This is a genomic window from Pseudoalteromonas sp. Scap06 (assembly GCF_013394165.1).
Taxonomy (GTDB): Bacteria; Pseudomonadota; Gammaproteobacteria; order Enterobacterales; family Alteromonadaceae; genus Pseudoalteromonas.
The window spans coordinates 243,694-270,588 of the sequence record NZ_CP041330.1 but is presented as its reverse complement, the minus strand read 5'-3'; the positions used below and the strand labels follow the sequence as shown (position 1 = coordinate 270,588).

17 protein-coding genes and 1 tRNA gene are annotated in these 26,895 nt (G+C 42.1%); 1 reads left to right on the top strand and 17 read right to left on the bottom strand.

What is annotated here, in order from left to right; translation table 11 throughout:
- Positions 1-8 precede the first annotated feature (8 nt).
- The 17 genes from FLM47_RS01260 to FLM47_RS01180 form a co-directional block, all read right to left on the bottom strand.
- On the bottom strand, positions 9-1,733 hold the full coding sequence (locus FLM47_RS01260) for a response regulator (RefSeq protein WP_178954663.1): 1,725 nt from the start codon (positions 1,731-1,733) through the stop codon (positions 9-11).
- Between the two features lie 116 nt (positions 1,734-1,849).
- Positions 1,850-4,180, bottom strand: coding sequence for a fatty acid cis/trans isomerase (locus tag FLM47_RS01255; protein WP_178954661.1), 2,331 nt, complete (start codon positions 4,178-4,180; stop codon positions 1,850-1,852).
- Positions 4,180-4,542, bottom strand: a complete 363-nt coding sequence (locus FLM47_RS01250) for a hypothetical protein (protein WP_178954660.1) — start codon at positions 4,540-4,542, stop codon at positions 4,180-4,182. The genes FLM47_RS01255 and FLM47_RS01250 overlap by 1 nt, the downstream gene beginning before the upstream one ends.
- 116 nt (positions 4,543-4,658) lie before the next feature.
- On the bottom strand, positions 4,659-5,459 hold the full coding sequence (locus tag FLM47_RS01245; protein WP_178954658.1) for a VOC family protein: 801 nt from the start codon (positions 5,457-5,459) through the stop codon (positions 4,659-4,661).
- 333 nt (positions 5,460-5,792) lie between these two features.
- The gene (gene tuf, locus FLM47_RS01240; RefSeq protein ID WP_109875886.1) at positions 5,793-6,977 is read right to left on the bottom strand and encodes an elongation factor Tu; all 1,185 of its coding nucleotides are present in this window, start codon (positions 6,975-6,977) and stop codon (positions 5,793-5,795) included.
- A 62-nt stretch (positions 6,978-7,039) separates the two neighbouring features.
- On the bottom strand, positions 7,040-9,154 hold the full coding sequence (gene fusA / locus FLM47_RS01235; protein ID WP_010392137.1) for an elongation factor G: 2,115 nt from the start codon (positions 9,152-9,154) through the stop codon (positions 7,040-7,042).
- 27 nt (positions 9,155-9,181) lie between these two features.
- A complete protein-coding gene (rpsG, locus tag FLM47_RS01230) occupies positions 9,182-9,652 on the bottom strand; it encodes a 30S ribosomal protein S7 (protein WP_010392135.1) in 471 nt (156 codons plus the stop codon).
- Positions 9,653-9,749: 97 nt separating this feature from the next.
- Entirely contained in the window at positions 9,750-10,124 is a 375-nt protein-coding gene (rpsL, locus tag FLM47_RS01225) for a 30S ribosomal protein S12 (RefSeq protein WP_002958885.1), read from the bottom strand.
- A gap of 194 nt (positions 10,125-10,318) precedes the next feature.
- Positions 10,319-14,491 carry a DNA-directed RNA polymerase subunit beta' gene (rpoC, locus tag FLM47_RS01220; RefSeq protein WP_178954656.1) on the bottom strand — a complete coding sequence of 1,391 codons (4,173 nt, stop codon included), beginning with the start codon at positions 14,489-14,491 and terminating at the stop codon, positions 10,319-10,321.
- A gap of 104 nt (positions 14,492-14,595) precedes the next feature.
- On the bottom strand, positions 14,596-18,621 hold the full coding sequence (gene rpoB / locus FLM47_RS01215) for a DNA-directed RNA polymerase subunit beta (RefSeq protein WP_010392125.1): 4,026 nt from the start codon (positions 18,619-18,621) through the stop codon (positions 14,596-14,598).
- 268 nt (positions 18,622-18,889) lie between these two features.
- The gene (rplL, locus tag FLM47_RS01210; RefSeq protein WP_008108465.1) at positions 18,890-19,252 is read right to left on the bottom strand and encodes a 50S ribosomal protein L7/L12; all 363 of its coding nucleotides are present in this window, start codon (positions 19,250-19,252) and stop codon (positions 18,890-18,892) included.
- A gap of 74 nt (positions 19,253-19,326) precedes the next feature.
- Positions 19,327-19,821, bottom strand: a complete 495-nt coding sequence (gene rplJ, locus FLM47_RS01205) for a 50S ribosomal protein L10 (RefSeq protein ID WP_008108464.1) — start codon at positions 19,819-19,821, stop codon at positions 19,327-19,329.
- A 320-nt stretch (positions 19,822-20,141) separates the two neighbouring features.
- The gene (gene rplA / locus FLM47_RS01200) at positions 20,142-20,846 is read right to left on the bottom strand and encodes a 50S ribosomal protein L1 (RefSeq protein WP_010392122.1); all 705 of its coding nucleotides are present in this window, start codon (positions 20,844-20,846) and stop codon (positions 20,142-20,144) included.
- A gap of 4 nt (positions 20,847-20,850) precedes the next feature.
- A complete protein-coding gene (rplK, locus tag FLM47_RS01195) occupies positions 20,851-21,279 on the bottom strand; it encodes a 50S ribosomal protein L11 (RefSeq protein WP_008108462.1) in 429 nt (142 codons plus the stop codon).
- A gap of 217 nt (positions 21,280-21,496) precedes the next feature.
- Positions 21,497-22,054: a transcription termination/antitermination protein NusG gene (nusG, locus tag FLM47_RS01190; protein ID WP_008108460.1), complete on the bottom strand. Its 558-nt coding sequence runs from the start codon at positions 22,052-22,054 to the stop codon at positions 21,497-21,499.
- Between the two features lie 4 nt (positions 22,055-22,058).
- Positions 22,059-22,436 (bottom strand): preprotein translocase subunit SecE, encoded by a 378-nt coding sequence (gene secE, locus FLM47_RS01185; protein ID WP_054202752.1) that lies wholly within the window; start codon positions 22,434-22,436, stop codon positions 22,059-22,061.
- A gap of 131 nt (positions 22,437-22,567) precedes the next feature.
- Positions 22,568-22,644, bottom strand: a tRNA-Trp gene (locus FLM47_RS01180).
- Positions 22,645-22,809: 165 nt separating this feature from the next.
- Here FLM47_RS01180 and FLM47_RS01175 point away from each other — a divergent pair.
- The gene (locus tag FLM47_RS01175; protein ID WP_178954654.1) at positions 22,810-26,799 is read left to right on the top strand and encodes a two-component regulator propeller domain-containing protein; all 3,990 of its coding nucleotides are present in this window, start codon (positions 22,810-22,812) and stop codon (positions 26,797-26,799) included.
- The last annotated feature ends 96 nt before the right edge of the window (positions 26,800-26,895 follow it).

Sequence of the window (26,895 nt, the reverse complement as noted above, 5' to 3'; positions counted from 1 at the left end):
AGTGAGATTTAATCAACCTCTGTTAGAAGAGCATCGTTTAGTGCCGCTATTATACTTTGCTGATCTATAGGTTTATGAATATGACTTATTGCTCCACAAGCTTTAGCGCGAGCTATATCACTATCAGAAGTGTTTGCGGTAACCACAATAATGGGTCGTGTTTTGTCTTTTTCATGTAGCAGCTTTGTGGCTTCAAAGCCATCCAAAACCGGCATATTTAAATCCATAAATATAACATCATAGCTATTTTCAGCCGCCATTTCACAAGCGACTTTGCCATTTTCAGCCGATTCAACCTGTATATTCAAAGAACTTAATAACTTTGTTAGAACTAACATGTTGAGCGGGTTATCTTCAACCACTAAACACTTAAGATCATCAGGCAAGCGCGTTGGCTTAGTTTCGCTTGTGTCCATCTCTAATGGTAGGCTTAAAAATACAATGGCGCCTTGTGGATGATTATTCTCAAAACGAATGTCGCCATTAAGCGCATTAACAATATATTGCACGCGGGTAAGCCCTGTTCTAAGGCCTTGAAAATGGTTACTTTGTTGATTGTTGTTTAATTCGAGCTGATCAATTTGGTGGCTAAAGCCACAACCACTGTCTTTTATGCTTAACTCTAACTGATGGTTATTGAGCGTAGCAATGACGGTGACCTCTCCTTGCTCAGTAAACTTTAATGCGTTATTAAGTAGTTCAGAAACAATTTGTTGTAGCCGTGCGTGATCTACAATCACCGCGCAGTCTAAGTTCGGTGCTAACTCGGTAATTAACTTTAACCCTTTCTCAGTACAGCCATATTGATACACAGCCAGTATTTTGTTTAAAGTTGTTAGTAGGTTGTCTGAGGTCGGCTTTAATGACCAACGGTTTAAACTAAGCGCCTGTAAATCTTGAAGTTCATCTAACATCGCTAGCAGCCTAACAGAACAATACTGAGCTTGACGCTGAATTTGTTGTTGCGAGCTGGGAATGCTTAATTCATTTATAGAACTAATTAATCCCTGTAACGGAGTTCTAAACTCATGACTGGCGCGTGCAATAAAATGTTCTTTATTCTGACTGACTTGCTCGGCAAATTCTTTTTGTTGTTGATACTCAAGCAGGGTCTGCAAAACTTGCCTTTCCATTGGCATAAACACAAATCTTAACTCTAGAAGCAATAACGCTAGAGTCAAAAACCAACACAACAGCTCAATATTGGCTACCCAATTAACCTTTGTCACCGCTTGCTGCTCAAATAAGCTCACCGCGGTGTCTAATTTTTTTAATAATGCTTCAATCTCGCCCACAGAAAACATCACGGGATTCGCTTGTTCTTGTTGGGTCAGTAATTTTTTTGCTTGTTTTATAAAACTAGATACCTCGGCATCTAGGTTACCTGGGGCGGCATAATATAAATCAACTAAAGCAGCATTTAAATAAATCGCCTCACCTTGCTTATTTTTAGTGAGTAAAAAAGTATGTCCTTGCTCGAATAACCCAAGTGAGTGGGCTAACGATTTCAGGTGTTGTTCGTTGTTAGCTGTTTGATTAATTAGCGCATTACTATGCCACGCTATTTTTTGTGACAGCATACGTTGCTTACCCGCTATATTGATAATTTTCGCATCGTATTTTTGCACAGAAAAGACGTATTGCATGAGTAGTGCGGATACGCTGATCAGCAAGGCAATAGCAATTAATGCCCACCGATAACGTTTGCGAATACTCTTTACAATATTAAACATAAACCAAGCTGCTTTTTATTTTCACTTTAGTCTAACTGTAGCAAGTTAATTAGTTAATTCACTAATTATTAGATATAAAAAAGCCCAACTAAAAAGCTGGGCTACTTACAATATCATTAACGATTTTCTAAGCGGTTATAATCAAACATACCAAATTCAACCCCTCGATACTGGCGGGCAACGTGATGTAATATATCGCTGTATTGCCAAAACTGAGGGTGCGTTCGACGAATCGCAAACTTAGACTTTAAAGCCCGATAATCCGCCTCTACTTGCATAAGCGGTAGCTGCTCTGCAAATGCAGCAACTTGTTGCGGGTTATTTAAATACCAAATTGCTGATGGGTAATCACCAATAAAACCTGGCACAATTGTCACGGTATCTTCTTCATAAGCACGCTGGCCGTCTTCGTTTAATAAGCTCGAAATATTATAATGCGCGTTATGATGAATAATCGTATAAGCCTTGTGCTCATCTTGCTCTTTTACTAACACATACGATAGCTGCGGGAGTAAGTTAATTGCTTTAGCGGGCATGGTGTTAATTGTACTTAATGGTGCGGGTACTTTTTTATAGTCATAACGAGGACTTAATACCGGCTCAAGCGTTTGTTTAATTAATCCATATAACTCTGATTGTGGCTTATCAGTTTGGTAACTAATACCGCTGGGCTGACTAAACTCACGGTTATTTTCGAAAAAGGTCGATAGACTTGGCGGTGATTTACGATACCAACTCTGCTTAATAGCTTCGCGTTGTGACTCGGGTAATAACGCAAGGAAGTTTTGCTCACCCTCTAAGCGTAAAAAATCCATATATAAACGTGTTATCAATTGATGGCCAATATTGCCATACACATCAAACCCTGCCACTAGTAAGTAGTGAATACGCTCAAACAATGCATAATCAAGTACCCACATCGTTTTAGGTTGCTGGCCAATAAGCCCTTTTACAACAGTTGCACTATCGAAATGGCGAAAAATTGTCAGCGCCGCATTTTGGTTATGCCCTTCCCCTTTCCACAGTAAATCAGTAGTTAAGTGCTCGCCATTTTTGAACATTTTATTAGCTAGCTCTACCTTGGCTTTTAAATAGCGTTTTTCGCGAACTGAGTATTTTACCCAGTTAGAAATAGGTAACGCATTACTCTCCTCGGCTGCTGGTAACTCTAATGCGTCTTCATGTTGCATTAGCATTTTACCAACCTCTGGAGTCGCCACTTTTTCAGGATCGGCAAATGCCACCCAAAAATGGTCATTAATCACGTTCAGTGCTATTTGACCACGGCAAACAGGTCCTTTAATGAAGCCCATAATAATTAACTCAGCTTCATCGAGCATAAATTGATACTTAGCATCAATAGGCAGTGCTTCAAAAGTTTTAAATGGGTTTGATGCAAGTGCTGGCTCATAGCTTGGTAAGCTAGATACAGTGTATTTTGGTGCGATGAACTGCTGATATAAGCGCGTTAACTTCTCATCCGTTAACTTAAGTGGCAAATGCGTTTTTGACAAAATAGTAGAACGGTCGTGAAGCAGTCGATAATAAACACGCTCAACATTTGGGTTATCATAAGGGCGACGAGCGCTAATTAACTTAATATCTTCCCCAGGAGGAGTGCTTGAACGCACCAACTTAAAAAAGTTTGGTGATTGCGAATCACTAAAATAGATGTGCGCTAAAAACCAATGTTCATAAATATAACGCGCTGATAACTGATACTTCAAACCATCTTGATTTAAAAATGCTTCCCAGTTTTTTACCTTTGCAAGCTCAGCAGCTGATGGCGGCTTGATATGCGCCATTTTCCCACCTTTTTTAATCCAATTTTGTAGATGCTGAAATTCAGCAGCCGACACTCCTGGTAAGCCATAAGGCATACCCGCATGCGGTTGCTCATCCGCTAATTGGTCAAACTCACCCATGGTCGCACAACTTTGGTTGCGACTAAGCGAAAAATCAAAGCGTTCATCTAATACTTCATCTTCTGGCAAAGGTGAACTTTGCTTTAATACCAGCGTGTTAAATAACACACTACCGGCTAAATTGGCTTCTTCATTTTGTGCTCGCTCGTTTAATACCGGGCTAAACTCTTTTTCACGCCATTGCTCAGTGGTGGTTGCATCAAATAATAGTCGGCTCGGCGTTGAGGCTAACAACCGAGTACCGTCGTACACCAGCTCTTTACTTAGCCCTCTATCTATTCCCTCAGGAGACGACAACTTCAACTGGCAAGGCGCATCATAACAACCATGGCAAACCACGCAGCGAGTATCTATTACAGGCTTTACATGTTGAAGAAATTCGGCGCCATCACCACTATTAGCGTCAACAATACGCGCTTGTGTTTTTTCGGGACCAAACAGTTCGTTATAATGAGCATTTCCGAGGTAGGCACAGCCACTTAAAATAATCAGTACAAATGTACTTATAATGATCTTTTTCATTACTCTGCCTCATCGCCCAAATCGAACGTGGGCATCATATCAACTTGAGGTGATACGAATGTCAGCTCATCAACTGTAGTCACTACAGCGCTTAATAGAGGGCCTTGAGTGAGCGTTAGTTGAGCGTCATGTTCGCTTTGCACTACACTTGAAAAGCTTGAATTGATGACATTCAATTCATAGTCCGTAATGCTTATGCCAATACTACTGTCAGCACTGGGGTTTTGACATAGCTGAGTCAGTAGCTCATCACTTAAAATAACTGAAATTTTCACGTCAGGCTGCGCTAAGTCACGGGTACTTAGTGTCTCATCTAGAATAAATAAAGGGAGGGTTAAATTGCTATCTTGTTCAAGTTCCATTGGACTCTCTTGCTGACTGGCGGTGTAATTACCGCCATTATAGCAAAAAAGCACATAATTACTGCGACTAAATAACCATACTAAAGCCTAAAATTAATCCTAAGCATTGCTAATTACTAAGCTTTAATATCATCCATTGCCGATTCAATCATAGAAAAAACAGCCCCTTGAGGATCGCAAATAACACTAAAACGCCCTACATCAGGGATATCTGTAGCAGGTACGCACACTTGCCCTCCAAGGATCGCCGCTTTTTTTACATAGCTATCGCAGTTATCCACGGCAAAGTAAATCATCCAATGGGGAGGCACGTCTTCTGGCCACTCATTATTCATTTGTAGCATGCCCGCTACAGGCTTACCTGCAACTAAGAACAAGGTGTAATCCATACCTTCCATAGGCTTTATTTCACTTTGCCAACCTAGTAATTCGCAATAAAAGTGACGGCTCGCTTCGCTATCACGCGTTGCCATTTCGTGCCAATAAGGCGTGCCGAGCTCACAAGGACGCTGACATCCTATATGCTCTTTACCTTGCCATAACGCTACGGTGGCCCCGGTTGGGTCTTTAAGCATTAACATGCGCCCTGCATTCATAACATTGTGAGGGCCTGTTATAATTTGCGCGCCTAGCTTTTGCGCCTTAATTGCACATGTATCAACATCATCTACTGCAATATAGGTAAGCCAGTAGCTAGGTGTGGAATCGTCCACTTGCTCTTTAGGCATTTGGTACATGGCAGCAATATCGTCACCTTGCTTTTGAAGCATTGTGTAATATTCATCTTCGCCAATTGGCTGGTCGTCATTCCCCCATTCAAACAACGAGGTATAAAAAGCTTTTCCATCTTTCCAATTATGAGTACACAGTTCAGCCCAGCAAAATATACCTTGCGGATAATTATTTTTATTATTCATCGCCCATTTCCTGTTGTAAATTTAAGCTATTTTTAGCTTAGGCTAATAGTCTATAAGAGTCGATAGCTATTCAATGAATAGACATGTCTTTACTGAGTTTTAGCGTATAGTCATATTCCCTCCTGTGAAAAAAAGCGCTCAAATATTAAACTATAGATATTCAGAGGTTCTTAAACCGCTGGCTTCTACTCGGGGTTGATAGTAACTCAGGCTACTTAGCTTACATTAGCACCGAGCAGCTAAAAGCTGATAGCTAATCACTTTTCTTCAAGCATTAAAAAACCCGAGACTAAGCTCGGGTTTTTTTAATGCTTAATGCATTACAACAGTTGATTACTCAACGATAGTTGCAACAACACCAGCACCAACAGTACGGCCACCTTCACGGATAGCGAAACGAAGACCTTCGTCCATCGCGATTGGCGCGATTAGAGTTACTGTCATCTTAACGTTATCACCAGGCATTACCATTTCTACGCCTTCTGGTAACTGTACGTCACCTGTTACGTCAGTTGTACGGAAGTAGAACTGTGGACGGTAACCTTTGAAGAATGGAGTATGACGACCACCTTCATCTTTAGAAAGTACGTATACTTCTGAAGTGAATGTTGTGTGTGGGTTGATTGAACCAGGCTTAGCTAGTACTTGACCACGTTCAACGTCTTCACGCTTAGTACCACGTAGAAGTGCACCAATGTTCTCACCAGCACGACCTTCGTCAAGAAGCTTACGGAACATCTCAACACCAGTACAAGTAGACTTTGTAGTCTCTTTGATACCAACGATTTCAACTTCGTCATTCACGTTGATGATACCAGCTTCAACACGGCCAGTTACAACAGTACCACGACCTTGGATTGAGAAAACGTCTTCGATAGGCATGATGAATGGCTTATCGATGTCACGCTCTGGCTCTGGAATGTAAGAATCTAGTGCTTCTGCAAGCTCTACGATTTTAGCTTCCCATTGCTCTTCGCCTTCAAGTGCTTTAAGTGCAGAACCTTGAATTAGTGGTAAGTCATCACCTGGGAAGTCGTATTCAGAAAGAAGTTCACGAACTTCCATTTCTACTAGCTCAAGTAGCTCTTCATCATCAACCATGTCACATTTGTTCATGAACACAACGATGTAAGGAACGCCAACTTGGCGAGAAAGTAGGATGTGCTCACGAGTTTGTGGCATAGGGCCATCAGTCGCAGCAACTACTAAGATAGCGCCGTCCATTTGAGCAGCACCAGTGATCATGTTTTTAACATAATCGGCGTGACCAGGACAATCTACGTGTGCGTAGTGACGAGTAGGTGTATCGTACTCAACGTGTGAAGTTGAGATTGTGATACCACGCTCGCGCTCTTCTGGAGCGTTATCGATTGATGCGAAATCTTTAGCAACACCGCCGTATACTTTTGCAAGTACGTTAGTGATTGCTGCAGTTAGTGTAGTTTTACCGTGGTCAACGTGGCCGATTGTACCAACGTTTACGTGCGGTTTTACGCGTTCAAACTTTTCTTTTGCCATCTTAAAAAATTCCTAATAAAGAAATTAAAGCCTGACTCAGTATTGAGCCAGACAAGCTAAAATCATATAACAGCGCGAGCTGAAATTATTGTATCTGCAACCTGCTTAGAGGCTTCAGCGTACTTCAAAAACTCCATAGAGTATGAGGCACGGCCCTGTGTTGCAGATCGTAAAGCAGTCGCATAACCGAACATTTCAGATAGTGGTACCACAGCATTAATTTGCTTAAGGCCACCAAGTGCATCTTCCATGCCTTCGATCATGCCGCGACGACGGTTTAGGTCGCCAACTACATCACCCATGTTTGCTTCAGGAGTGAGTACTTCAACCTTCATTACTGGTTCTAAAAGTGCAGGGTTTGCATCTAGCGCACCTTGTCTCATAGCCAGTGAACCTGCTATTTTAAATGCCATTTCATTCGAATCCACATCATGGAATGAACCATCATATAAAGTCGCTTTAACACCAAGTAATGGGTAGCCTGCCAGTACACCTTGAGCCATTTGCTCTTGGATACCTTTGTCTACCGCAGGGATGTATTCTTTCGGCACTGAGCCACCTACGGTTTCGTTTACGAACTCGTAAATTGGGGCTTCATCATCCGAAATATCCATCGGTTCAAGTTTAAGCCAGACGTGACCATATTGACCACGACCACCTGATTGACGTACAAACTTTCCTTCAACTTCAACAGTTGAACGAATAGCTTCTCGGTATGCAACCTGCGGCTTACCAACGTTACATTCAACACTGAATTCACGTTTCATACGGTCGACAATGATATCAAGGTGAAGTTCACCCATGCCAGAGATAATAGTCTGGCCTGATTCTTCGTCAGTTTGTACGCGGAAAGATGGATCTTCTGCAGCTAGTTTTCCTAGCGCGATACCCATTTTATCCTGGTCAGCGATTGTGCGAGGCTCAACCGCAACAGAGATAACTGGTTCTGGGAACTCCATACGCTCAAGCGTAATAATAGAGTTCGGATCACACAGTGTTTCACCTGTTGTTACGTCTTTGAGACCAATAGCCGCCGCGATGTCGCCTGCGTGGACTTCTTTGATCTCTTCACGTGAGTTTGAATGCATCTGAACGATACGACCAAGACGCTCACGCTTACTTTTTACTGGGTTATATACCGCGTCACCCTGTTTAACAGTACCAGAGTAAACACGGAAAAAGGTTAAAGTGCCAACAAACGGGTCTGTTGCAATCTTGAATGCAAGAGCAGCAAACGGCGCTTTATCATCAGCAGGACGCTCTTCCTCAGTACCATTTTCTAAGATACCTTGGATTTGTTTCACTTGTGTTGGTGATGGCATATATTCAACAACGCAATCAAGCACAGCTTGAACACCTTTGTTTTTAAATGCACTACCACACGTCATGGGAACAATTTCGTTCGCTAATGTGCGTTGACGCAAAGCATTTTTAATTTCTGCTTCGCTTAACTCTTCACCTTCTAAGTATTTATCCATTAGTTCTTCAGTAGCTTCAGCAGCGCTTTCAACTAAGTGAGAGCGCCATTCTTCGGCTAGTTCCTGAAGTTCTGCCGGTATTGCCTCATAAGAGAAAGTCATACCCTGGTCTTTATCATTCCAGTTAATGGCTTTCATTTTAATAAGGTCAATAACACCTTTAAAGTCGTCTTCAGCGCCAATAGGCAGCTGGACTGGAACAGGCGTTGCTCCAAGACGAGATTTCACCTGGCTTACAACCGTTAAGAAGTCAGCGCCCGTGCGATCCATTTTATTTACGAAGATCATTCTCGGAACTTCGTACTTGTTCGCTTGACGCCAAACTGTCTCAGTTTGCGGCTGTACACCCGATGAAGCACAAAGAACAACTACCGCACCATCTAGTACACGTAAAGAACGCTCTACTTCGATAGTGAAATCTACGTGCCCTGGGGTATCAATAATATTGATGCGATGGTCGTCAAATTGAGCGTCCATCCCTTTCCAGAAACACGTTGTTGCAGCAGAAGTGATTGTGATACCACGCTCTTGTTCCTGCTCCATCCAATCCATAGTTGCAGCGCCATCATGCACTTCACCGATCTTATGAGAAAGACCTGTGTAGAACAGAACACGTTCTGTTGTGGTGGTTTTGCCTGCATCTACGTGAGCACAAATACCGATATTGCGGTAACGCTCAAGTGGAGTTGTACGTGCCATAAAATCCTCTTAAAGGTTAAGGACAGATTACCAACGGTAATGAGCGAATGCTTTATTCGCTTCAGCCATACGGTGAACGTCTTCACGTTTCTTAACCGCAGTGCCTTTGTTATCAGCAGCGTCAACGATTTCTTGAGCTAAACGTAAGCCCATAGATTTTTCGCCACGCTTACGTGCAGCGTCTACTAACCAACGCATACCTAATGCGTTGCGACGTACTGGACGTACTTCAACTGGTACTTGATAAGTTGAACCACCAACACGGCGAGATTTAACCTCTACCTGTGGACGGATGTTATCAAGTGCAGTTTCAAAGATTTCTAGGTGCGACTTGCCTGATTTCTCAGCAGCCACGTCTAGCGCACCATAAACGATTTTTTCAGCAGTAGATTTCTTGCCGTCTAACATTACGATGTTAACGAATTTTGCAAGAAGTTCCGATCCGAACTTAGGATCTGGAAGAATTTTACGTTGACCTATTACGCGTCTTCTAGGCATTTTGTATCTCCGGTTTATTCAGGTTTGTCCTTTTGGAACAATAACCCAAAACAATAATTAATAATATTTAGTGCTTGGCCTTACTAACGGAATACAATTAGCCTTTAGGGCGTTTTGCACCGTATTTAGAACGAGCTTGACGACGGTCGCTTACGCCTGCACAGTCAAGTGCACCACGTACAGTGTGGAAACGCACACCTGGTAAATCTTTAACACGACCACCACGGATTAGGATTACACTGTGCTCTTGAAGGTTATGACCTTCACCACCGATGTATGAAGTTACTTCGAAACCGTTAGTTAAACGTACACGAGCTACTTTACGTAACGCCGAGTTTGGTTTCTTAGGTGTAGTTGTATATACGCGAGTACATACACCACGCTTTTGCGGACACGCTTTAAGCGCAGCTGAGTTACTTTTAGTAACCTTGCTACGACGTGGCTTACGCACTAGCTGGTTAATAGTTGCCATTTAAATAGCTCCTGAAATTAAAATTACTACTGAAAAAAATAAAAAATCCGCCCTTGTTTTACGAGCATGTATTAAACGTGCAAGTAAATGGGTGGCGGAATTTTAATGAGCAAAGATTGACCTGTCAACCTAAACCGCTCGCAAGGCAGTAGATAACTACCTTGCTAAACTCTAATCTATTGATTAGATTCGGTTTATTGATTTCCAGATAAATCCGCGTTTAAGGCATCAGTCAGTGCTTGAGTCGCCTCTTCTGCACTTACCGTTTGCTCTTCAACAACGTCTTTTTGCTTACGACGAGCCATACGATCTTGATGATACGCAAAACCGGTACCGGCTGGGATCAATCGACCCACAATTACGTTTTCTTTCAGACCGCGTAACTCATCGCTCTTACCATTTACAGCGGCTTCTGTTAGGACACGAGTTGTCTCCTGGAACGAGGCTGCTGAGATGAAAGATTCTGTCGCTAGTGATGCTTTAGTGATACCCATTAACTGGATTTCAAACTTAGCTGGGATCTTACCTTGAGCTTCAAGGTCGCGGTTTGCGATATTAACGCGTGCCACTTCAATTTGCTCACCAGCTAAGAACTCAGTATCACCACCGTCTAGAATGATACATTTACGTAGCATTTGACGAATAATAGTTTCAATGTGCTTATCATTGATCTTAACGCCCTGCAAACGGTAAACCTCTTGCACTTCGTTAACAATGTAGTTAGCAACATGAGTCACACCACGTAGGCGTAAGATGTCATGCGGTGACTCTGGACCATCGGCGATAACTTCACCTTTAGACACTTGCTCACCTTCAAACACGTTAAGTTGACGCCACTTAGGAATCATTTCTTCGTAATGATCGCCTTCAGCTGGAGTAATAACTAAACGTTTCTTACCTTTAGTCTCTTTACCGAAACTAATCGTACCGGTGATTTCAGCTAAGATAGCTGGATCTTTCGGCTTACGCGCTTCAAATAAGTCGGCTACGCGTGGTAGACCACCCGTGATATCACGAGTTTTCGAACCTTCTTGCGGAATACGTGCTAGTACGTCACCAGGATTTGCAGTCGCGCCGTCTGTTACTTCAATCGTAGTGAATGAAGGAAGACGTGTTTCTTGCAAGCCACGCTCATCACTTTCAATGATAAGTTTCGGCTCTTTCGCATTCGCTTTAGCAAGATCTTTAACAACTACGCGAGTTAAACCCGTTAGTTCGTCAGTCTGTGCTTCAGTATTTGAATCATCGATATCGCTGAACGATACTTTTGATTTATGCTCAAGAACGATTGGGTGACTATGCGGGTCCCAAGTAGCAACAATGTCGTTACCTTGAACTTCTGCATTGTCTTGCACTGTTAATACCGCACCGTAAGGTACTTTATAACGCTCTTTCTCACGACCATAGCTATCAATGATAGTGATTTCGGTAGAACGAGAGGTAATAACAATCTTACCATCTGTATTTAATACATACTTAGCGTTGTGAAGTTTTAATGTACCGTTAGTTTTAACTTGTACATTATTTTCAGCAGACGCTCTTGATGCCGCACCACCGATGTGGAATGTACGCATCGTAAGCTGTGTACCCGGCTCACCGATTGATTGTGCCGCGATAACACCAACTGATTCACCCGCGTTGATGATATGACCACGTGCTAGGTCACGACCATAACACTTAGCACAAACACCAAAGTCGTTATCACAGGTGATAACAGAACGTACACGAACTTCATCAACTGAGTGCTCTTCTAAAAGGTCACACAGTTTTTCGTCAAGCATGATGTTACGTTCTACAAGTACTGTATTAGTACCTGGAATAACAACATCTTCAGCAACAACACGACCTAGTACACGTTCGCGAAGTGCTTCTACAACGTCACCACCTTCAATAAGCGGTTTCATTGTTAAGCCATCTTCTGTGCCACAATCGTCTTCATTGATTACCAAATCTTGTGCAACGTCTACTAGACGACGCGTTAGGTAACCCGAGTTCGCTGTTTTCAGTGCTGTATCGGCAAGACCTTTACGCGCACCGTGCGTTGAGATGAAGTACTGAAGTACGTTTAGACCTTCACGGAAGTTAGCCGTGATTGGCGTCTCGATGATTGAACCATCTGGACGTGCCATTAGACCACGCATACCTGCTAGCTGACGGATCTGAGCGGCACTACCACGAGCACCTGAGTCGGCCATCATAAACACTGAGTTAAATGACGGTTGCTCTTCTTCTTCACCTTGCGCATTCACTACGGTGTCTTTTGACAAGTTAGCCATCATTTCACGTGATAAGTTCTCATTTACACGTGACCAAATATCGATAACTTTGTTGTACTTTTCACCAGCCGTTACAAGACCTGATTGGAATTGTTGGTTGATTTCAGTTACTTCAGCTTCTGCTGCTTCAATGATTGATGCTTTAACTGGTGGGATAACTAAGTCATCGATACCAATTGAAACACCTGACTTCATTGCGTAGTGGAAACCGGTGTACATAACTTGGTCAGCAAAAACTACTGTGTCTTTTAAACCAAGACGACGGTAACACTCATTTAGTAAGCTAGAAATTTGCTTTTTACCTAGAGCTTGGTTGATTGACTCAAACGGCATACCTTTAGGTAAAATAAGAGACAGAATTGCACGACCCACTGTAGTATCAATGATAGTGATTGTATCTTCTACAACACCATCTTCATTAGCTACTGATTGGCTAATACGTACTTTCACTTTTGCGTGAAGGTCGGCATTACCACTACGGTATGCTTTTTCTGCTTCTTTAGGATCTTTAAATACGGTGCCTTCGCCTTTGGCGTTAATGCGGTCACGCGTCATGTAATAAAGACCTAATACAACGTCCTGTGAAGGAACGATGATTGGCTCACCATTAGCAGGCGATAAGATGTTGTTTGTAGACATCATTAACGCACGAGCTTCTAGCTGCGCTTCAATTGTTAGCGGTACGTGTACCGCCATTTGGTCACCATCGAAGTCGGCGTTGTAAGCCGCACATACTAATGGATGCAAATGAATCGCTTTACCTTCGATAAGCACAGGTTCAAACGCTTGGATACCCAAACGGTGAAGTGTTGGTGCACGGTTAAGTAATACTGGATGTTCACGAATTACTTCGTCTAGTACATCCCATACTTCCGCTACTTCACGCTCAACCATCTTTTTAGCTGCTTTGATTGTCGTAGCCATGCCGCGACGTTCTAATTTGCCATAGATGAATGGTTTGAAAAGCTCTAATGCCATCTTCTTAGGAAGACCACACTGATGAAGCTTAAGTGTAGGACCAACCGTGATTACAGAACGGCCAGAGTAATCTACACGCTTACCAAGTAAGTTCTGACGGAAACGACCTTGCTTACCTTTGATCATATCAGCAAGCGATTTAAGTGGACGTTTGTTAGAACCTGTAATTGCACGACCACGACGACCATTATCAAGTAGCGCATCAACCGCTTCTTGTAACATACGTTTTTCGTTGCGTACGATAATATCTGGTGCAGCTAAATCTAGTAGACGCTTAAGACGGTTATTACGGTTAATAACACGACGGTAAAGGTCATTTAGATCAGATGTCGCAAAGCGGCCACCGTCTAGTGGTACTAATGGACGTAAGTCAGGTGGCAATACTGGAAGTACTGTCATGATCATCCACTCAGGGTTATTACCTGATTGGTGGAACGATTCCATTAACTTAAGACGTTTAGTGATCTTTTTACGCTTAGTTTCAGAGTTAATTGTTGGTAACTCTTCACGCATCTCTGCAATTAATTGAGCAAGATCGAGTTCACGAAGCAAGTCTAATACTGCTTCAGCACCCATCTTCGCTTCAAACTCATCGCCGTGCTCTTCAAGTGCATCTAGGTATTCTTCTTCACCTAATAGCTGACCACGCTCAAGCGTTGTCATACCAGGCTCAGTTACTACGAATGATTCGAAGTAAAGAACACGTTCAATATCACGAAGCGTCATATCAAGCATTAAGCCGATACGTGACGGTAATGATTTTAAAAACCATATATGCGCAACTGGACTTGCCAGTTCTATATGACCCATACGGTCACGACGCACTTTAGTGAGTGTTACTTCAACGCCACACTTTTCACAGATCACACCACGGTGTTTAAGGCGTTTATATTTACCACATAAACACTCATAATCTTTCACTGGGCCGAAAATACGGGCACAGAATAAGCCATCGCGCTCAGGCTTGAAAGTACGGTAGTTAATAGTCTCAGGTTTCTTTACTTCACCGTATGACCATGAACGAACCATGTCTGGTGAAGCAAGACCAATGCGAATTGCATCGAATTCTTCGGTCTTATTTTGTTGCTTCAGAAACTTAAGTAAGTCTTTCACCTTAGCTCTCCTGTCGGAGTTAATCTTGAGGACGGATGTTCTCGTCCCTACATTCTATTCAGCCATAACAGATGCTGCAGCGTTCACTGCAGCATCTAATTGGCTTAATTTTCTTCCAACTCGATGTTGATACCCAGTGAGCGGATTTCTTTCAACAATACGTTGAACGATTCTGGCATACCTGGTTCCATTTTATGGTTACCATCAACGATGTTTTTATACATCTTAGTACGACCGTTCACGTCATCCGATTTCACTGTTAACATTTCTTGTAGAGTGTAAGCAGCACCGTAAGCTTCAAGTGCCCATACTTCCATCTCACCAAAACGCTGGCCACCGAACTGTGCTTTACCACCCAGCGGCTGCTGAGTAACAAGGCTGTAAGAACCAGTAGAACGCGCGTGCATCTTATCATCAACCAAGTGGTTAAGTTTAAGCATGTACATGTAACCTACAGTTACTTGACGTTCAAACTGATCGCCAGTACGGCCATCATAAAGTGTAACCTGACCACTTCTAGGGTAGCCGCCTAGCTCTAGCATGTCTTTGATTTCGTCTTCTTTCGCGCCATCAAATGCAGGAGTAGCAATCGGTAAACCACCTTTTAAGTTTTCAGCTAAACGACGAATTTCGTCATCAGAGAAACTAGCGATATCCACAACCTGACGAGATTCACCGATCTCATAAGCTTGTTTGATGAATTCACGTAGCTCATGAAGCTCGCGTTGCTCTTTCATCATTTCTTCTAAGCGCTCACCAATACCGCGTGCAGCTAGACCCATATGTGTTTCAAGGATCTGACCGATGTTCATTCGCGATGGTACACCTAGTGGATTTAGTACGATATCTACCGTACGACCTTTGTCATCGTATGGCATATCTTCTACTGGTACGATAGTCGAGATAACACCTTTGTTACCGTGACGACCCGCCATTTTATCACCCGGTTGGATACGACGTTTAACAGCTAAGTATACTTTAACAATTTTAAGTACACCTGGTGCTAAGTCATCACCTTGAGTAATTTTACGACGTTTGTTTTCAAACTTCTTATCGTATTCAGCTTTAAGCTCATCGTACTGTGCAGCTAGTTGCTCAAGTTCAGCTTGCTTGTCTTCTTCAGCAAGGCTTTGAGTTAGCAACTTTTCAGCATTCAGTGACGCTAAGTTGTCTTCATCGAAGCCAGCTGCCACAAGTAACTTGCGAGCACGCTCTAAAACACCAGCTTCTAGAATACGGAACTCTTCGTTGAAGTCTTTCTTCGCTTCGCGAAGCTGCATGTCTTCAACTTCTAACGCACGCTTATCTTTTTCAACGCCATCACGGGTGAAAACTTGTACGTCGATTACAGTACCAGTTACAGAGTTAGGTACACGTAAAGAGCTGTCTTTAACGTCAGACGCTTTTTCACCGAAGATAGCACGTAGTAGCTTCTCTTCTGGTGTTAATTGCGTTTCGCCTTTCGGAGTCACTTTACCTACTAGGATATCGCCGCCTTTAACTTCAGCACCAATATATACAACGCCTGATTCATCAAGCTTGCCTAGTGCAGATTCACCCACGTTCGGGATATCTGCTGTGATCTCTTCTGAGCCTAATTTAGTATCACGGGCGATACACTGTAGTTCTTGAATGTGGATAGTCGTTAGACGATCTTCTTCAACTACGCGCTCTGATAGTAAGATTGAATCCTCGAAGTTGTAACCGTTCCATGGCATGAATGCCACGCGAAGGTTTTGACCAAGGGCTAAGTCACCTAAGTCAGTCGAAGGACCATCTGCTAACACATCGCCACGAGTAACCGGTTCACCAACCATACAAGTCGGCTTTTGGTTAATACATGTATTTTGGTTAGAACGTGTGTACTTGGTTAAGTTGTAGATGTCGATGCCCGCTTCACCAGGGATGCGCTCTTCTTCATGTACATTAACAACGATGCGACTTGCGTCGGCATACATTACTTCACCACCACGTTTAGCAACAATCGTTACACCAGAATCTTTTGCTAGTGTTAACTCAATACCTGTACCTACTAACGGTTTGTCCGCTTTCAATGTTGGTACTGCTTGACGTTGCATGTTTGAACCCATCAATGCACGGTTAGCATCATCGTGTTCTAGGAACGGGATAAGTGCTGCCGCTACAGAGATCACCTGTTGTGGTGATACATCCATATATTGCTGGTCCATACGACCCATAAAGGTTGATTCACCTTTGTGACGACATGGAATAAGTTCATCTACAAACTCATTGGTTTCAGTTAAGTTTGAGTTCGCCTGTGCGATAACAAACTGACCTTCTTCAATGGCTGATAGGTAATCAACTTCATCAGTTACTACACCGTCTACCACTTTGCGGTAAGGTGTTTCTAAGAAACCGTAGTCATTGGTACGTGCATACGTAGACAATGAGTTAATTAGACCGATGTTTGGACCCTCAGGAGTCTCGATTGGACATACGCGACCGTAGTGAGTTACGTGAACGTCACGTACTTCAAAGCCAGCGCGTTCACGAGTTAGACCGCCCGGACCTAATGCAGAAATACGACGCTTATGCGTTACTTCTGATAGCGGGTTATTTTGGTCCATAAACTGTGATAACTGAGACGAGCCGAAGAACTCTTTAACCGCTGCCGAAATAGGCTTAGCGTTAATAAGATCTTGTGGCATTACCGCATCAAGGTCACCTAAGCTTAAACGCTCACGTACAGCACGTTCTACACGTACTAAACCTACACGGAATTGATTCTCAGCCATTTCGCCAACACTACGTATACGACGGTTGCCTAAGTGGTCTATATCATCAACATCGCCAACACCGTTACGAATAGCAATCAATACTTTCATAACCGCTACGATGTCTTCTTTGCTTAATGTGCCAGGGCCTGTGTCTGAATCGTAACCAACACGGCTATTGAACTTCATACGACCTACTGTTGATAAGTCATAGCGTTCTTCTGAGAAGAATAAGTTCTCAAATAAGGCTTCAGCCGCGTCTTTCGTCGGTGGCTCGCCTGGGCGCATCATGCGATAAATTTCTACTAGTGCTTCTAAACGGTTGCTTGACGAGTCAATATTCAACGTATTTGACATGTAAGCGCCGCTGTCCACTTCATTGATGTATAGTGTATCAATGGTCGTGTGACCGGCTTTAACCAATTCAGCCATCATTTCAAGCGTTAGCTCGTCATTTGCAGTAGCAATGATTTCACCTGTTGACTCATCAACATAGTTCTTCGCTAATACACGGCCAATGATGTACTCATGTGGTACTTCTAATTGCTTAATGCCTTTTTTCTCGATGCTCTTGATGTGGCGAGCCGTAACACGACGACCGCTTTCAACAAGGACTTCACCGTCTTCGCTCTTGATATCAAAAGCGGCAGTTTCACCACGTAAACGTGAAGGCACAAGTTCCATAAGAACCTTACCGTCAGCGATTTCAAACGCAGTAGTATCGAAGAAGATATCTAGGATTTCTTCACTCGTGTACTCAAGTGCACGTAAGATGATAGACGCCGGTAATTTACGACGACGGTCAATACGTACATATAAGTTATCTTTTGCATCAAATTCGAAGTCTAACCATGAACCACGGTAAGGAATTACACGTGCGTTATAAAGCACTTTACCTGACGAGTGAGTTTTACCGCGGTCGTTATCAAAGAATACACCAGGGCTACGGTGTAGCTGAGAAACGATAACACGCTCTGTACCATTGATTACAAAAGTACCGGTATCGGTCATGAGCGGAATTTCGCCCATGTAAACTTCTTGCTCTTTAATGTCTTTAACTGTGCCTGGAGCTTCTTTGTCCATTACTACAAGACGCAGTTTCACGCGAAGTGGAGCAGAATAAGTCACACCGCGAATTTGACATTCTTTTACATCGAATACTGGCTCACCAATACGATAACTTACGTATTGAAGCTCAGAATTTCCCGAGTAGCTTTTAATTGGGAACACAGAACGGAAGGCAGCTTCCAAACCATGATCGCCATCAGCGTCCGGGACTAAGAATTTTTTAAACGATTCTAACTGCGTCGACAGTAAGAAAGGTATATCCAAAACTTGTGGACGTTTACCAAAATCCTTACGGATACGTTTCTTTTCAGAATAAGAGTAAGCCATGGGGTTCCTCAGCTTGCTGATCTTTGACCCGACCTGTTCTTGTAAGAACAGACTTAACTGGCATCTATGCCAAGATGTACAACATTAACTGTTGTTCCAACTTAATCCCACCTCAACACTAGCAAACTATAAAGTGTTGAAATTAAAGAATAAATCAGATTTTATTTGCGCTATAAGAATAGTCGCTCTATAGCGCAAAAAGGCCGGTGATTAAATAATCACCAGCCCTTGCCTGATTTCTCAGGCAGCGAACCTAGCAAAAGCTAGATTACTTAACCTCAACTTCAGCACCAGCTTCTGTAAGGTCTTTAGCAAGAGCTTCAGCTTCTTCCTTAGAGATACCTTCTTTAACTGGAGTTGGAGCAGCTTCAACTAGAGCTTTAGCTTCTTTTAAGCCAAGACCAGTTGCGCCACGTACAGCTTTGATTGCCGCAACTTTATTAGCGCCAGCGCCAGTAAGGATTACGTCAAATTCTGTTTTCTCTTCAGCAGCTTCAGCAGCAGGACCTGCTACCATAGCAGCTGCAGCAGTTACGCCGAATTTTTCTTCCATTGCTTCAACTAGAGCAACAACGTCCATTACTGACATTTCAGCAATTGCGTCAAGGATTTGGTCTTTAGTTACAGACATTACAAATTTCCTAATAATTAACGGACTCTAAGGTCCAAATAAATTTACACCGAAAGGGATTAAACAGCTTAAAATTAAGCAGCTTGCTCTTCTTTCTGTACACGTACTGCTTCAATTGTTTTACACAATTTACCAGCAGACGCTTCTTTCATAGCGCTCATTAAGCGTGCAACAGCTTCGTCGTATGTAGGTAGAGTTGCAAGCATAGCTGCATCTACTACATTACCTTCAAAAGCGGCCGTTTTAAGCTCAAATTTCTCATTCTTTTTCGCGAAGTCTGAAAAGATACGCGCAGCAGCACCTGGGTGCTCTGATGAGAAAGCGATTAAGCTTGGACCAACAAATGAATCAGATAGGCATTCAAAGTCTGTTCCTTCAAGAGCACGTTTAGCTAGAGTGTTACGGACAACTTTCATCCAAACACCCGCTTCGCGAGCTTCTTTACGAAGGGCAGTGATTGCACCAACTGTTACACCACGAGAATCTGCAACTACTGCAGATAGAGCACCAGTGGCTGCTTCGTTGACTTCAGCAACAATTGCCTTTTTGCCTTGAAGATTTAAAGCCATGGGTGTTACTCCTGGTTTAATGGGTTACCGTACATCGGCTTCCCTGTTTTACTCTTCCCCACCAATAAAGGTGGAGATGCTTTTTACGGCGAGAGCCAGAAGATTAGGAAAAATCTATCTGGGGATTCACACCGTCTACGTAGGTAATATTAAGGCCGAAGCCGCCTACGGTCTTGGACGGAAGCCCAATTTATCGCGTTGCCCGAAGGCGCTTCGAAATTATGGACTTCAACCCGAATTCTTTACTTTGCGATTAACTAAATTAATCAGCAAAATGGCGCAAAATTATAGTACAAATTTCACGCCATGTAAACACTCAATTAAGCAACAACTGTGCTTAAAGTGCCTTGGTCAACAGAAACACCTGCGCCCATTGTTGTAGAGATAGTTACTTTCTTCAAGTAAACACCTTTAGCTTGAGAAGGTTTAGCCTTCTTAAGCGCAACAATTAGAGCCTCAAGGTTTTGTTGTAACTGCTCAGCAGTGAAATCAACCTTACCAATAGTAGTATGGATGATACCATTTTTGTCATTGCGGTAACGCACTTGACCTGCTTTCGCATTTTTAACTGCTTCTGCAACGTTAGGTGTTACAGTACCAGTTTTAGGGTTTGGCATTAGACCACGTGGGCCTAAGATTTGACCTAGTTGACCAACAACACGCATAGCGTCTGGTGATGCAACAACAACGTCAAAATTCATCTCGCCTTTCTTAACTAGGTCAGCAAGATCTTCCATGCCTACTAATTCAGCACCGGCTTCTTTTGCAGCTTCTGCATTAGCGCCTTGAGTGAATACAGCAACACGAACGTCACGACCAGTACCGTTAGGTAGTACAGTTGCACCACGAACGTTTTGATCAGATTTACGAGCATCGATACCAAGGTTAACAGCAACGTCAACACTTTCTACGAATTTAGCTGTCGCTAGTTCTTTTAAAAGAGCAACTGCTTCGTTAATTTCGTAATCTTTAGTTACTTCCACTTTTTCGCGGATAGTACGCATACGTTTAGTTAATTTAGCCATTATCTTAGTCCTCTACGTTCAAGCCCATCGCACGCGCAGAACCTGCGATAGTGCGAACCGCAGCTTCTAAATCAGAAGCTGTAAGGTCTGGTTTCTTTGTCTCAACGATTTCTTCAAGTTGAGCACGAGTTACTGTGCCTACTTTCTCAGTGTTAGGACGGCCTGAACCAGATTTGATACCTGCAGCTTTCTTAAGTAAGTAAGCAGCCGGTGGCGTTTTCATGTCGAACGTAAATGAACGGTCGCCGTAAACAGAGATCACTACAGGAACTGGAGCGCCTTTTTCGATAGATTCTGTACGTGCGTTGAACGCTTTACAGAATTCCATGATGTTTACACCGTGTTGACCTAGTGCTGGACCTACTGGAGGACTAGGGTTAGCCATACCAGCAGCAACTTGTAGCTTGATTAGAGCTTCAACTTTCTTAGCCATTATAAATACCTCATTAGGTGGGTCTTAGCCTTGTGCGCGCGAGGACGCGTACTCTAGCGGCTTCCCAGTTTAAAAATTGGTTTCTCACTTTTTAGTAAACAGTTAAACAAACGTTTTCCCTGAATACAAAAAGGCCGCTGATTATAAGTTAATCAGCGGCCTTTTTCAAGCTTCGTGCCAAAAATTTAAAAGTTTTTAACGCGACGCTTTAAATCAATTACTTATCTTGTTCAACTTGACCAAATTCAAGTTCAACTGGCGTAGAGCGACCAAAAATAAGTACCGACACTTTAACGCGGCTCTTTTCGTAGTCAACTTCTTCAACCACACCACTAAAGTCTGCAAATGGACCATCAGTAACACGAACCACTTCACCCGGCTCAAATAATGTTGCTGGTTTAGGCGCTTCTGCGTTCTCTTGTAGACGGTTAAGAATACGATCAGCTTCTTTGGTGCTAATAGGTGCTGGACGGTCTGATGTGCCACCAATAAAGCCCATAACACGTTCAGTGCTATTTACTAAGTGCCAGCTTGCATCATTCATATCCATTTGTACTAGTACGTAACCTGGGAAGAATTTACGCTCAGATTTACGCTTTTGACCAGCACGCATCTCTACGACTTCTTCAGTAGGAACTAATACTTCACCAAAGCTATCTTCTAGACCTTTGATTTTAATATGCTCTAATAATGTTTGAGCAACACGCTTCTCATAACCTGAGAAAGCCTGTACTACGTACCAACGTAGTTTCTTTTCGTTATTCTCATCCGACATGGGATCAGATCTCCAATCCAGTTAAAAAGCCTACAGCGCGGAATAAAATGCCATCTAATCCCCAAAGGATTAATGCCATAATCACTGTTGCAACCATTACAATTAATGTCGTGTGCGTTGTTTCTTGACGCGTCGGCCAAACTACCTTGCGTACTTCGATACGCGCTTCTTTTGCAAAAGCAAGGAATGTACGTCCCTTGAAAGTTTGCGAAGCAATAGCTAAACCCGCAGCTATCGCAACCACAACGCCAATAGCACGTAGTAATACAGACTGATCTGCAAACATATGGTTACCAACGACTGCGCCTGCAAGTAGCGCAATTGCTACTAACCACTTTACTGACTCCATCCCACTCGATGGTGTTTCTATATTCGTGCTCATAATATTATTACCTTAACTACAGACACAACAACCCTGCACGTCGACAGGGTTAATCCATTAAAATCTAAACTTAAAAACAAGCTTACTTAAACCGATTTTTAGTTCTAGACTTTACTCACTTTGTAAAAAATTGGCAGGGGCGGAGAGATTCGAACTCCCAACCGTCGGTTTTGGAGACCGCTGTTCTACCAATTGGAACTACGCCCCTGCAAAGTGGATGCCTATTATACTTACGCAATTCATTAACACAAGAGTAAAAAGATACCCATAACTTAAAATCTCACTGACGGCTGTAAAAATCAAACTTAACATTATTAAAAAAGCAGTTTATGATTGTTTCAATTTTAGGAATACTGTTCGCACAAGGAAGCCAGTGCCTTTACTTCAAACCCTATTCAAAACCCTCATTTTAAGTATTTTTTGCTTGTTTCATAGCATGCTTATTGCCCGCCCTATTCACTTAGATACATATTCGAGTGAGCAAGGATTATCGCAAAACTCGATTACATGCAGCATCACTGATGAGCAAGGGTTTCATTGGTTTGCCACACAAGGCGGTCTTAATCGCTTTGATGGTTATGAGTTTAAACGCTTCAAGTCTCACCCTACTGAGGCTAGTATTTCAGGAAACTGGGTCACCGATTGCCTTGCTGGCGGCCCTCATGCTATCTGGTTTTCTACAGCCAGTAATGGTTTAAACTTACTTGATACTCAAACCGGTCAATTTAAGGTTTTTACTACGCAAACTGAGTTGGCGATTACTGATAACCGTATATGGTCACTGGCGTCAGATAACCTAAATAATATTTGGTTAGGCCATGAACATGGAAAGTTAACACGATTAAATATAGTCAATAATGAAGTTGAGTCATTTAGCTATAATAGCCCCGAGCAAGCTAATACCGTAATACAAGATATCGTAATAGATGCTCAACAGAATATCTGGTTAGCGACCAACGAGGGATTAATTAAATTTAACCCAGAGCTAAAAACGTTTAAACACATAGCAAAGAGCCATAAGAATTTATGGCGGTTACACTTAAATACACAAGGGCAGCTTTTACTAGCAAGCAAACAAGGCCTTAGCTTATTTATTCCAACAACAGAGGTTTTTGCGGAGTTTGCTCAATTTACAGATGTATGGATCACCGATATATTAATTGACGACACCGATACCATGTGGCTGACAAGTTATGGAAAAGGTTTATTTTATAAAACAGAGCAAAGTACATCTAAAAATAACTTTGAGCACATACCGCACAATAAACAGCAACAAAATGGGCTTGCTAATGATTACCTATTGTCACTTTATCAAGATCAGTTCGGTGTCATTTGGATTGGTACTGATGGCTATGGCTTGCAACGTTATGATAAAAAGCAAAATCAATTTTCGCATCAACAGCATTTGAGCGATGATGAGACTACCATTAGTCATAATTTTGTTCGCGCTCTACTTAAAGATTCACAAGGTCAGTTATGGGTTGGTACGCGTGATGGCTTAAACAAACAAACCGACACTGGCTTTAAGCGCTATAAAGTTAACTCAAAATTGCAAAGCGGCCTTACTAATAATAATGTATTTAGCCTGCATGAAGATAACCAACAGCGACTTTGGATTGGTACCTATGGCGGTGGGTTACTGCAATACAATCCAGCTGAAGATAATTTTATTGCCTATACAACGCAAAGTCATCAACTTAGCAGCGATCGTGTTTATGCGATAACGAGCGATCCTAAAGGAAATTTATGGCTAGGTAGCAACCAAGGTTTAACACGCTTTAATCCCGACACCTTAGAGGTTCAACATTACAAGCACGACGACTCAGTAAATAGCCTTGCTAACAATACCGTATTTACTCTGCTTTTTGATCACAATGCGAACGGATTATGGGTCGGGACGCGTGCAGGTTTAGACTATCTAAGTATGGCGGATGAATCATTTACTCATTACCCCTCGGATCAGACATCGCAGACTGGTTTAAGCCATAATATGGTCACCTCTTTGCACTTGCAAAATAACGATACCCTATGGGTGGGTACCTTTGGTGGTTTAAACCGCCTTGATAAAAAAACACAAAAAATCTCTTACATTACCGAACATGATGGATTACTGAACGATAATATTTTTGCTATTAAAGATGATAGTAAAGGCCACTTATGGGTAAGCAGTAACCAAGGGCTCACTCGCTATAATCCCACGAATCAAGCTATGCAGCATTTTTTACCTCGTGACGGCGTGCAGCATAATTCGTTTATTTTAGGTGCCGCTTTTCAAGCAGCTGATGGCGAGCTATTTTTTGGCGGAATCAATGGCTTTAATCAGTTTTACCCTAGTAAACTGCTATTGAGTACTTCAGCCCCAACCCCAGTATTAACTGAGCTATTAATTTATAACCAAGCAAGTTCAACAAAAAACTATCTAACAGATCAAAAAAAGCCAGCAAAACTAATAAATCATACTAAAAAACTCTCTTTTCCAACTAGCCAAGGGGTCATTGGCTTTAAATATTCCGCCGTTAATAATGCCTCATCAGCTAATCAATACCAGTATGCTTACAAGCTAAGTGGTTTAGATAAGCAATTTATCTATACCGATGCAAGCCAACGACAAGTTAACTATTCGCAGCTAAGTGCAGGTAATTATCAATTACAATTAAAAGTAAGCGATCAATACGGGCAATGGAGCAAAGTTCACACTGTGCTAAAGCTGACAGTAACGCCTCCTTGGTGGCAAACGAAATTGGCGTATGCGGCTTACCTTATAATAGTTTTGATTATTACATGGTTAATTTTAGCGTCACGCTATCGAGCTAAAACCGCAGAGCAACTCATTCAACAAGAAAGAAAGCTTAATCAACTAAAGACCCAATTTTTAGATAATATTAGCCATGAACTTAAAACGCCATTAAGCTTAATTTTAGCGCCAGTAGAAAACTTACAACAGCAACAACTCGGTGCTCAAGCGCAACATCAAGTTTCTATAATCAAGCGTAACGGGCTCCGCCTACTTAATTTAATTAATGAGCTATTACAGCTCAGTCAGCGCCCAAGTGCGACTATAGAATATGTATCCGCTTATTCTATAAGCCCTTTTATAGAACAAATAGTAGACGACTTCGCTATTTTGTTTGCTCAAAAAAATATTAGTTTTTCCTTTAAAGACAATACGCAACAGCCTAATTATATAAATTTAGAAACTAAACATGCTTTATCTATTATTGATAACTTATTGACCAATGCACTTAAATACACCCCATCAAATGAAAGCGTTAATCTAACGCTTTCTAACACAAACAATAATGTTGTTATAACGGTATCTGATACTGGTATTGGTATCGAAGAACACCAGCAAGCGCTTATTTTTGAACGTTTTACTCGTGTTGCAGCACACAACCAAACAGGCAGTGGTATAGGTCTCGCGCTGGTTAAGCAGCTTGTAGAGCAATACGGTGGGCAAATTTCATTAGTTAGTAAAATCAACAAGGGAAGTTGCTTCACAGTCACTTTGCCATTGTGTGAATCAAGTAACTTATTAACGGATAAACAATTATCGTCCTCTCAAACTATGCCGCTAAAAAACAACAAAAAACTACTCATTGTTGAAGATAACGTGGAAATGCGTGAGTTACTGGTTTCACTGTTTAGTGATGACTATACCTGTCTGAGCGCTAATAATGGAGAAGAAGGGCTTTTGCTGTGCCAAACTCAAATGCCCGATGTGGTGCTCAGTGACGTGATGATGCCAACGATGGATGGATATCAACTTCTAAGCGCTATTCGCTCAGACATTTCGATAAACCATATTCCTGTTTTATTACTCTCTGCCAAAGCAGACAGTAATAGCCGTATAAAAGGGCTTGATTTACTGGCCGATGACTACCTGTGTAAACCCTTTGAAGCATCATTATTAAAGAGTCGGATTCATGGCTTATTAGGTATTCGTGATGCGTTAAATAAACACTTAGTTAAACAGTTATCAGCTCAAGTACATGCTGTAACCTTAGATGCGCAAATAGAGCAAAATAAAGATTACACATTTACAGAACGCTTAAAAACAATCTTGCGCGAAAATTATCAAAATGAACTGTTTAGCGTCGAAGAGTTTGCCAGCGCAATGTGTTTGAGCCCTCGCGCACTACAATTAAAAATGAAAGCTCTTTTTGACGTTACACCCAGTGATTACATTCGCAATACCCGTCTAGAATATGCAGCAAAATTATTAGCTGATAGCGACTTAACTATAGGCTTAGTTGCAGATAACACCGGCTTTAGTTCTCAAAGTTACTTTGCTCGTTGCTTTAAAGCCAAATATACAGTGACACCTAAACAATATAGAGAAGCACAAACATGTAAAAGTCATTAGCTTCGCATCTGTACTCAAAGCTTTCGCCTGAGTACTATTTTTAAGCTACTGATTTATTTAAATTAACCTTAATTAGCCATTGCTAAAAAATAACTA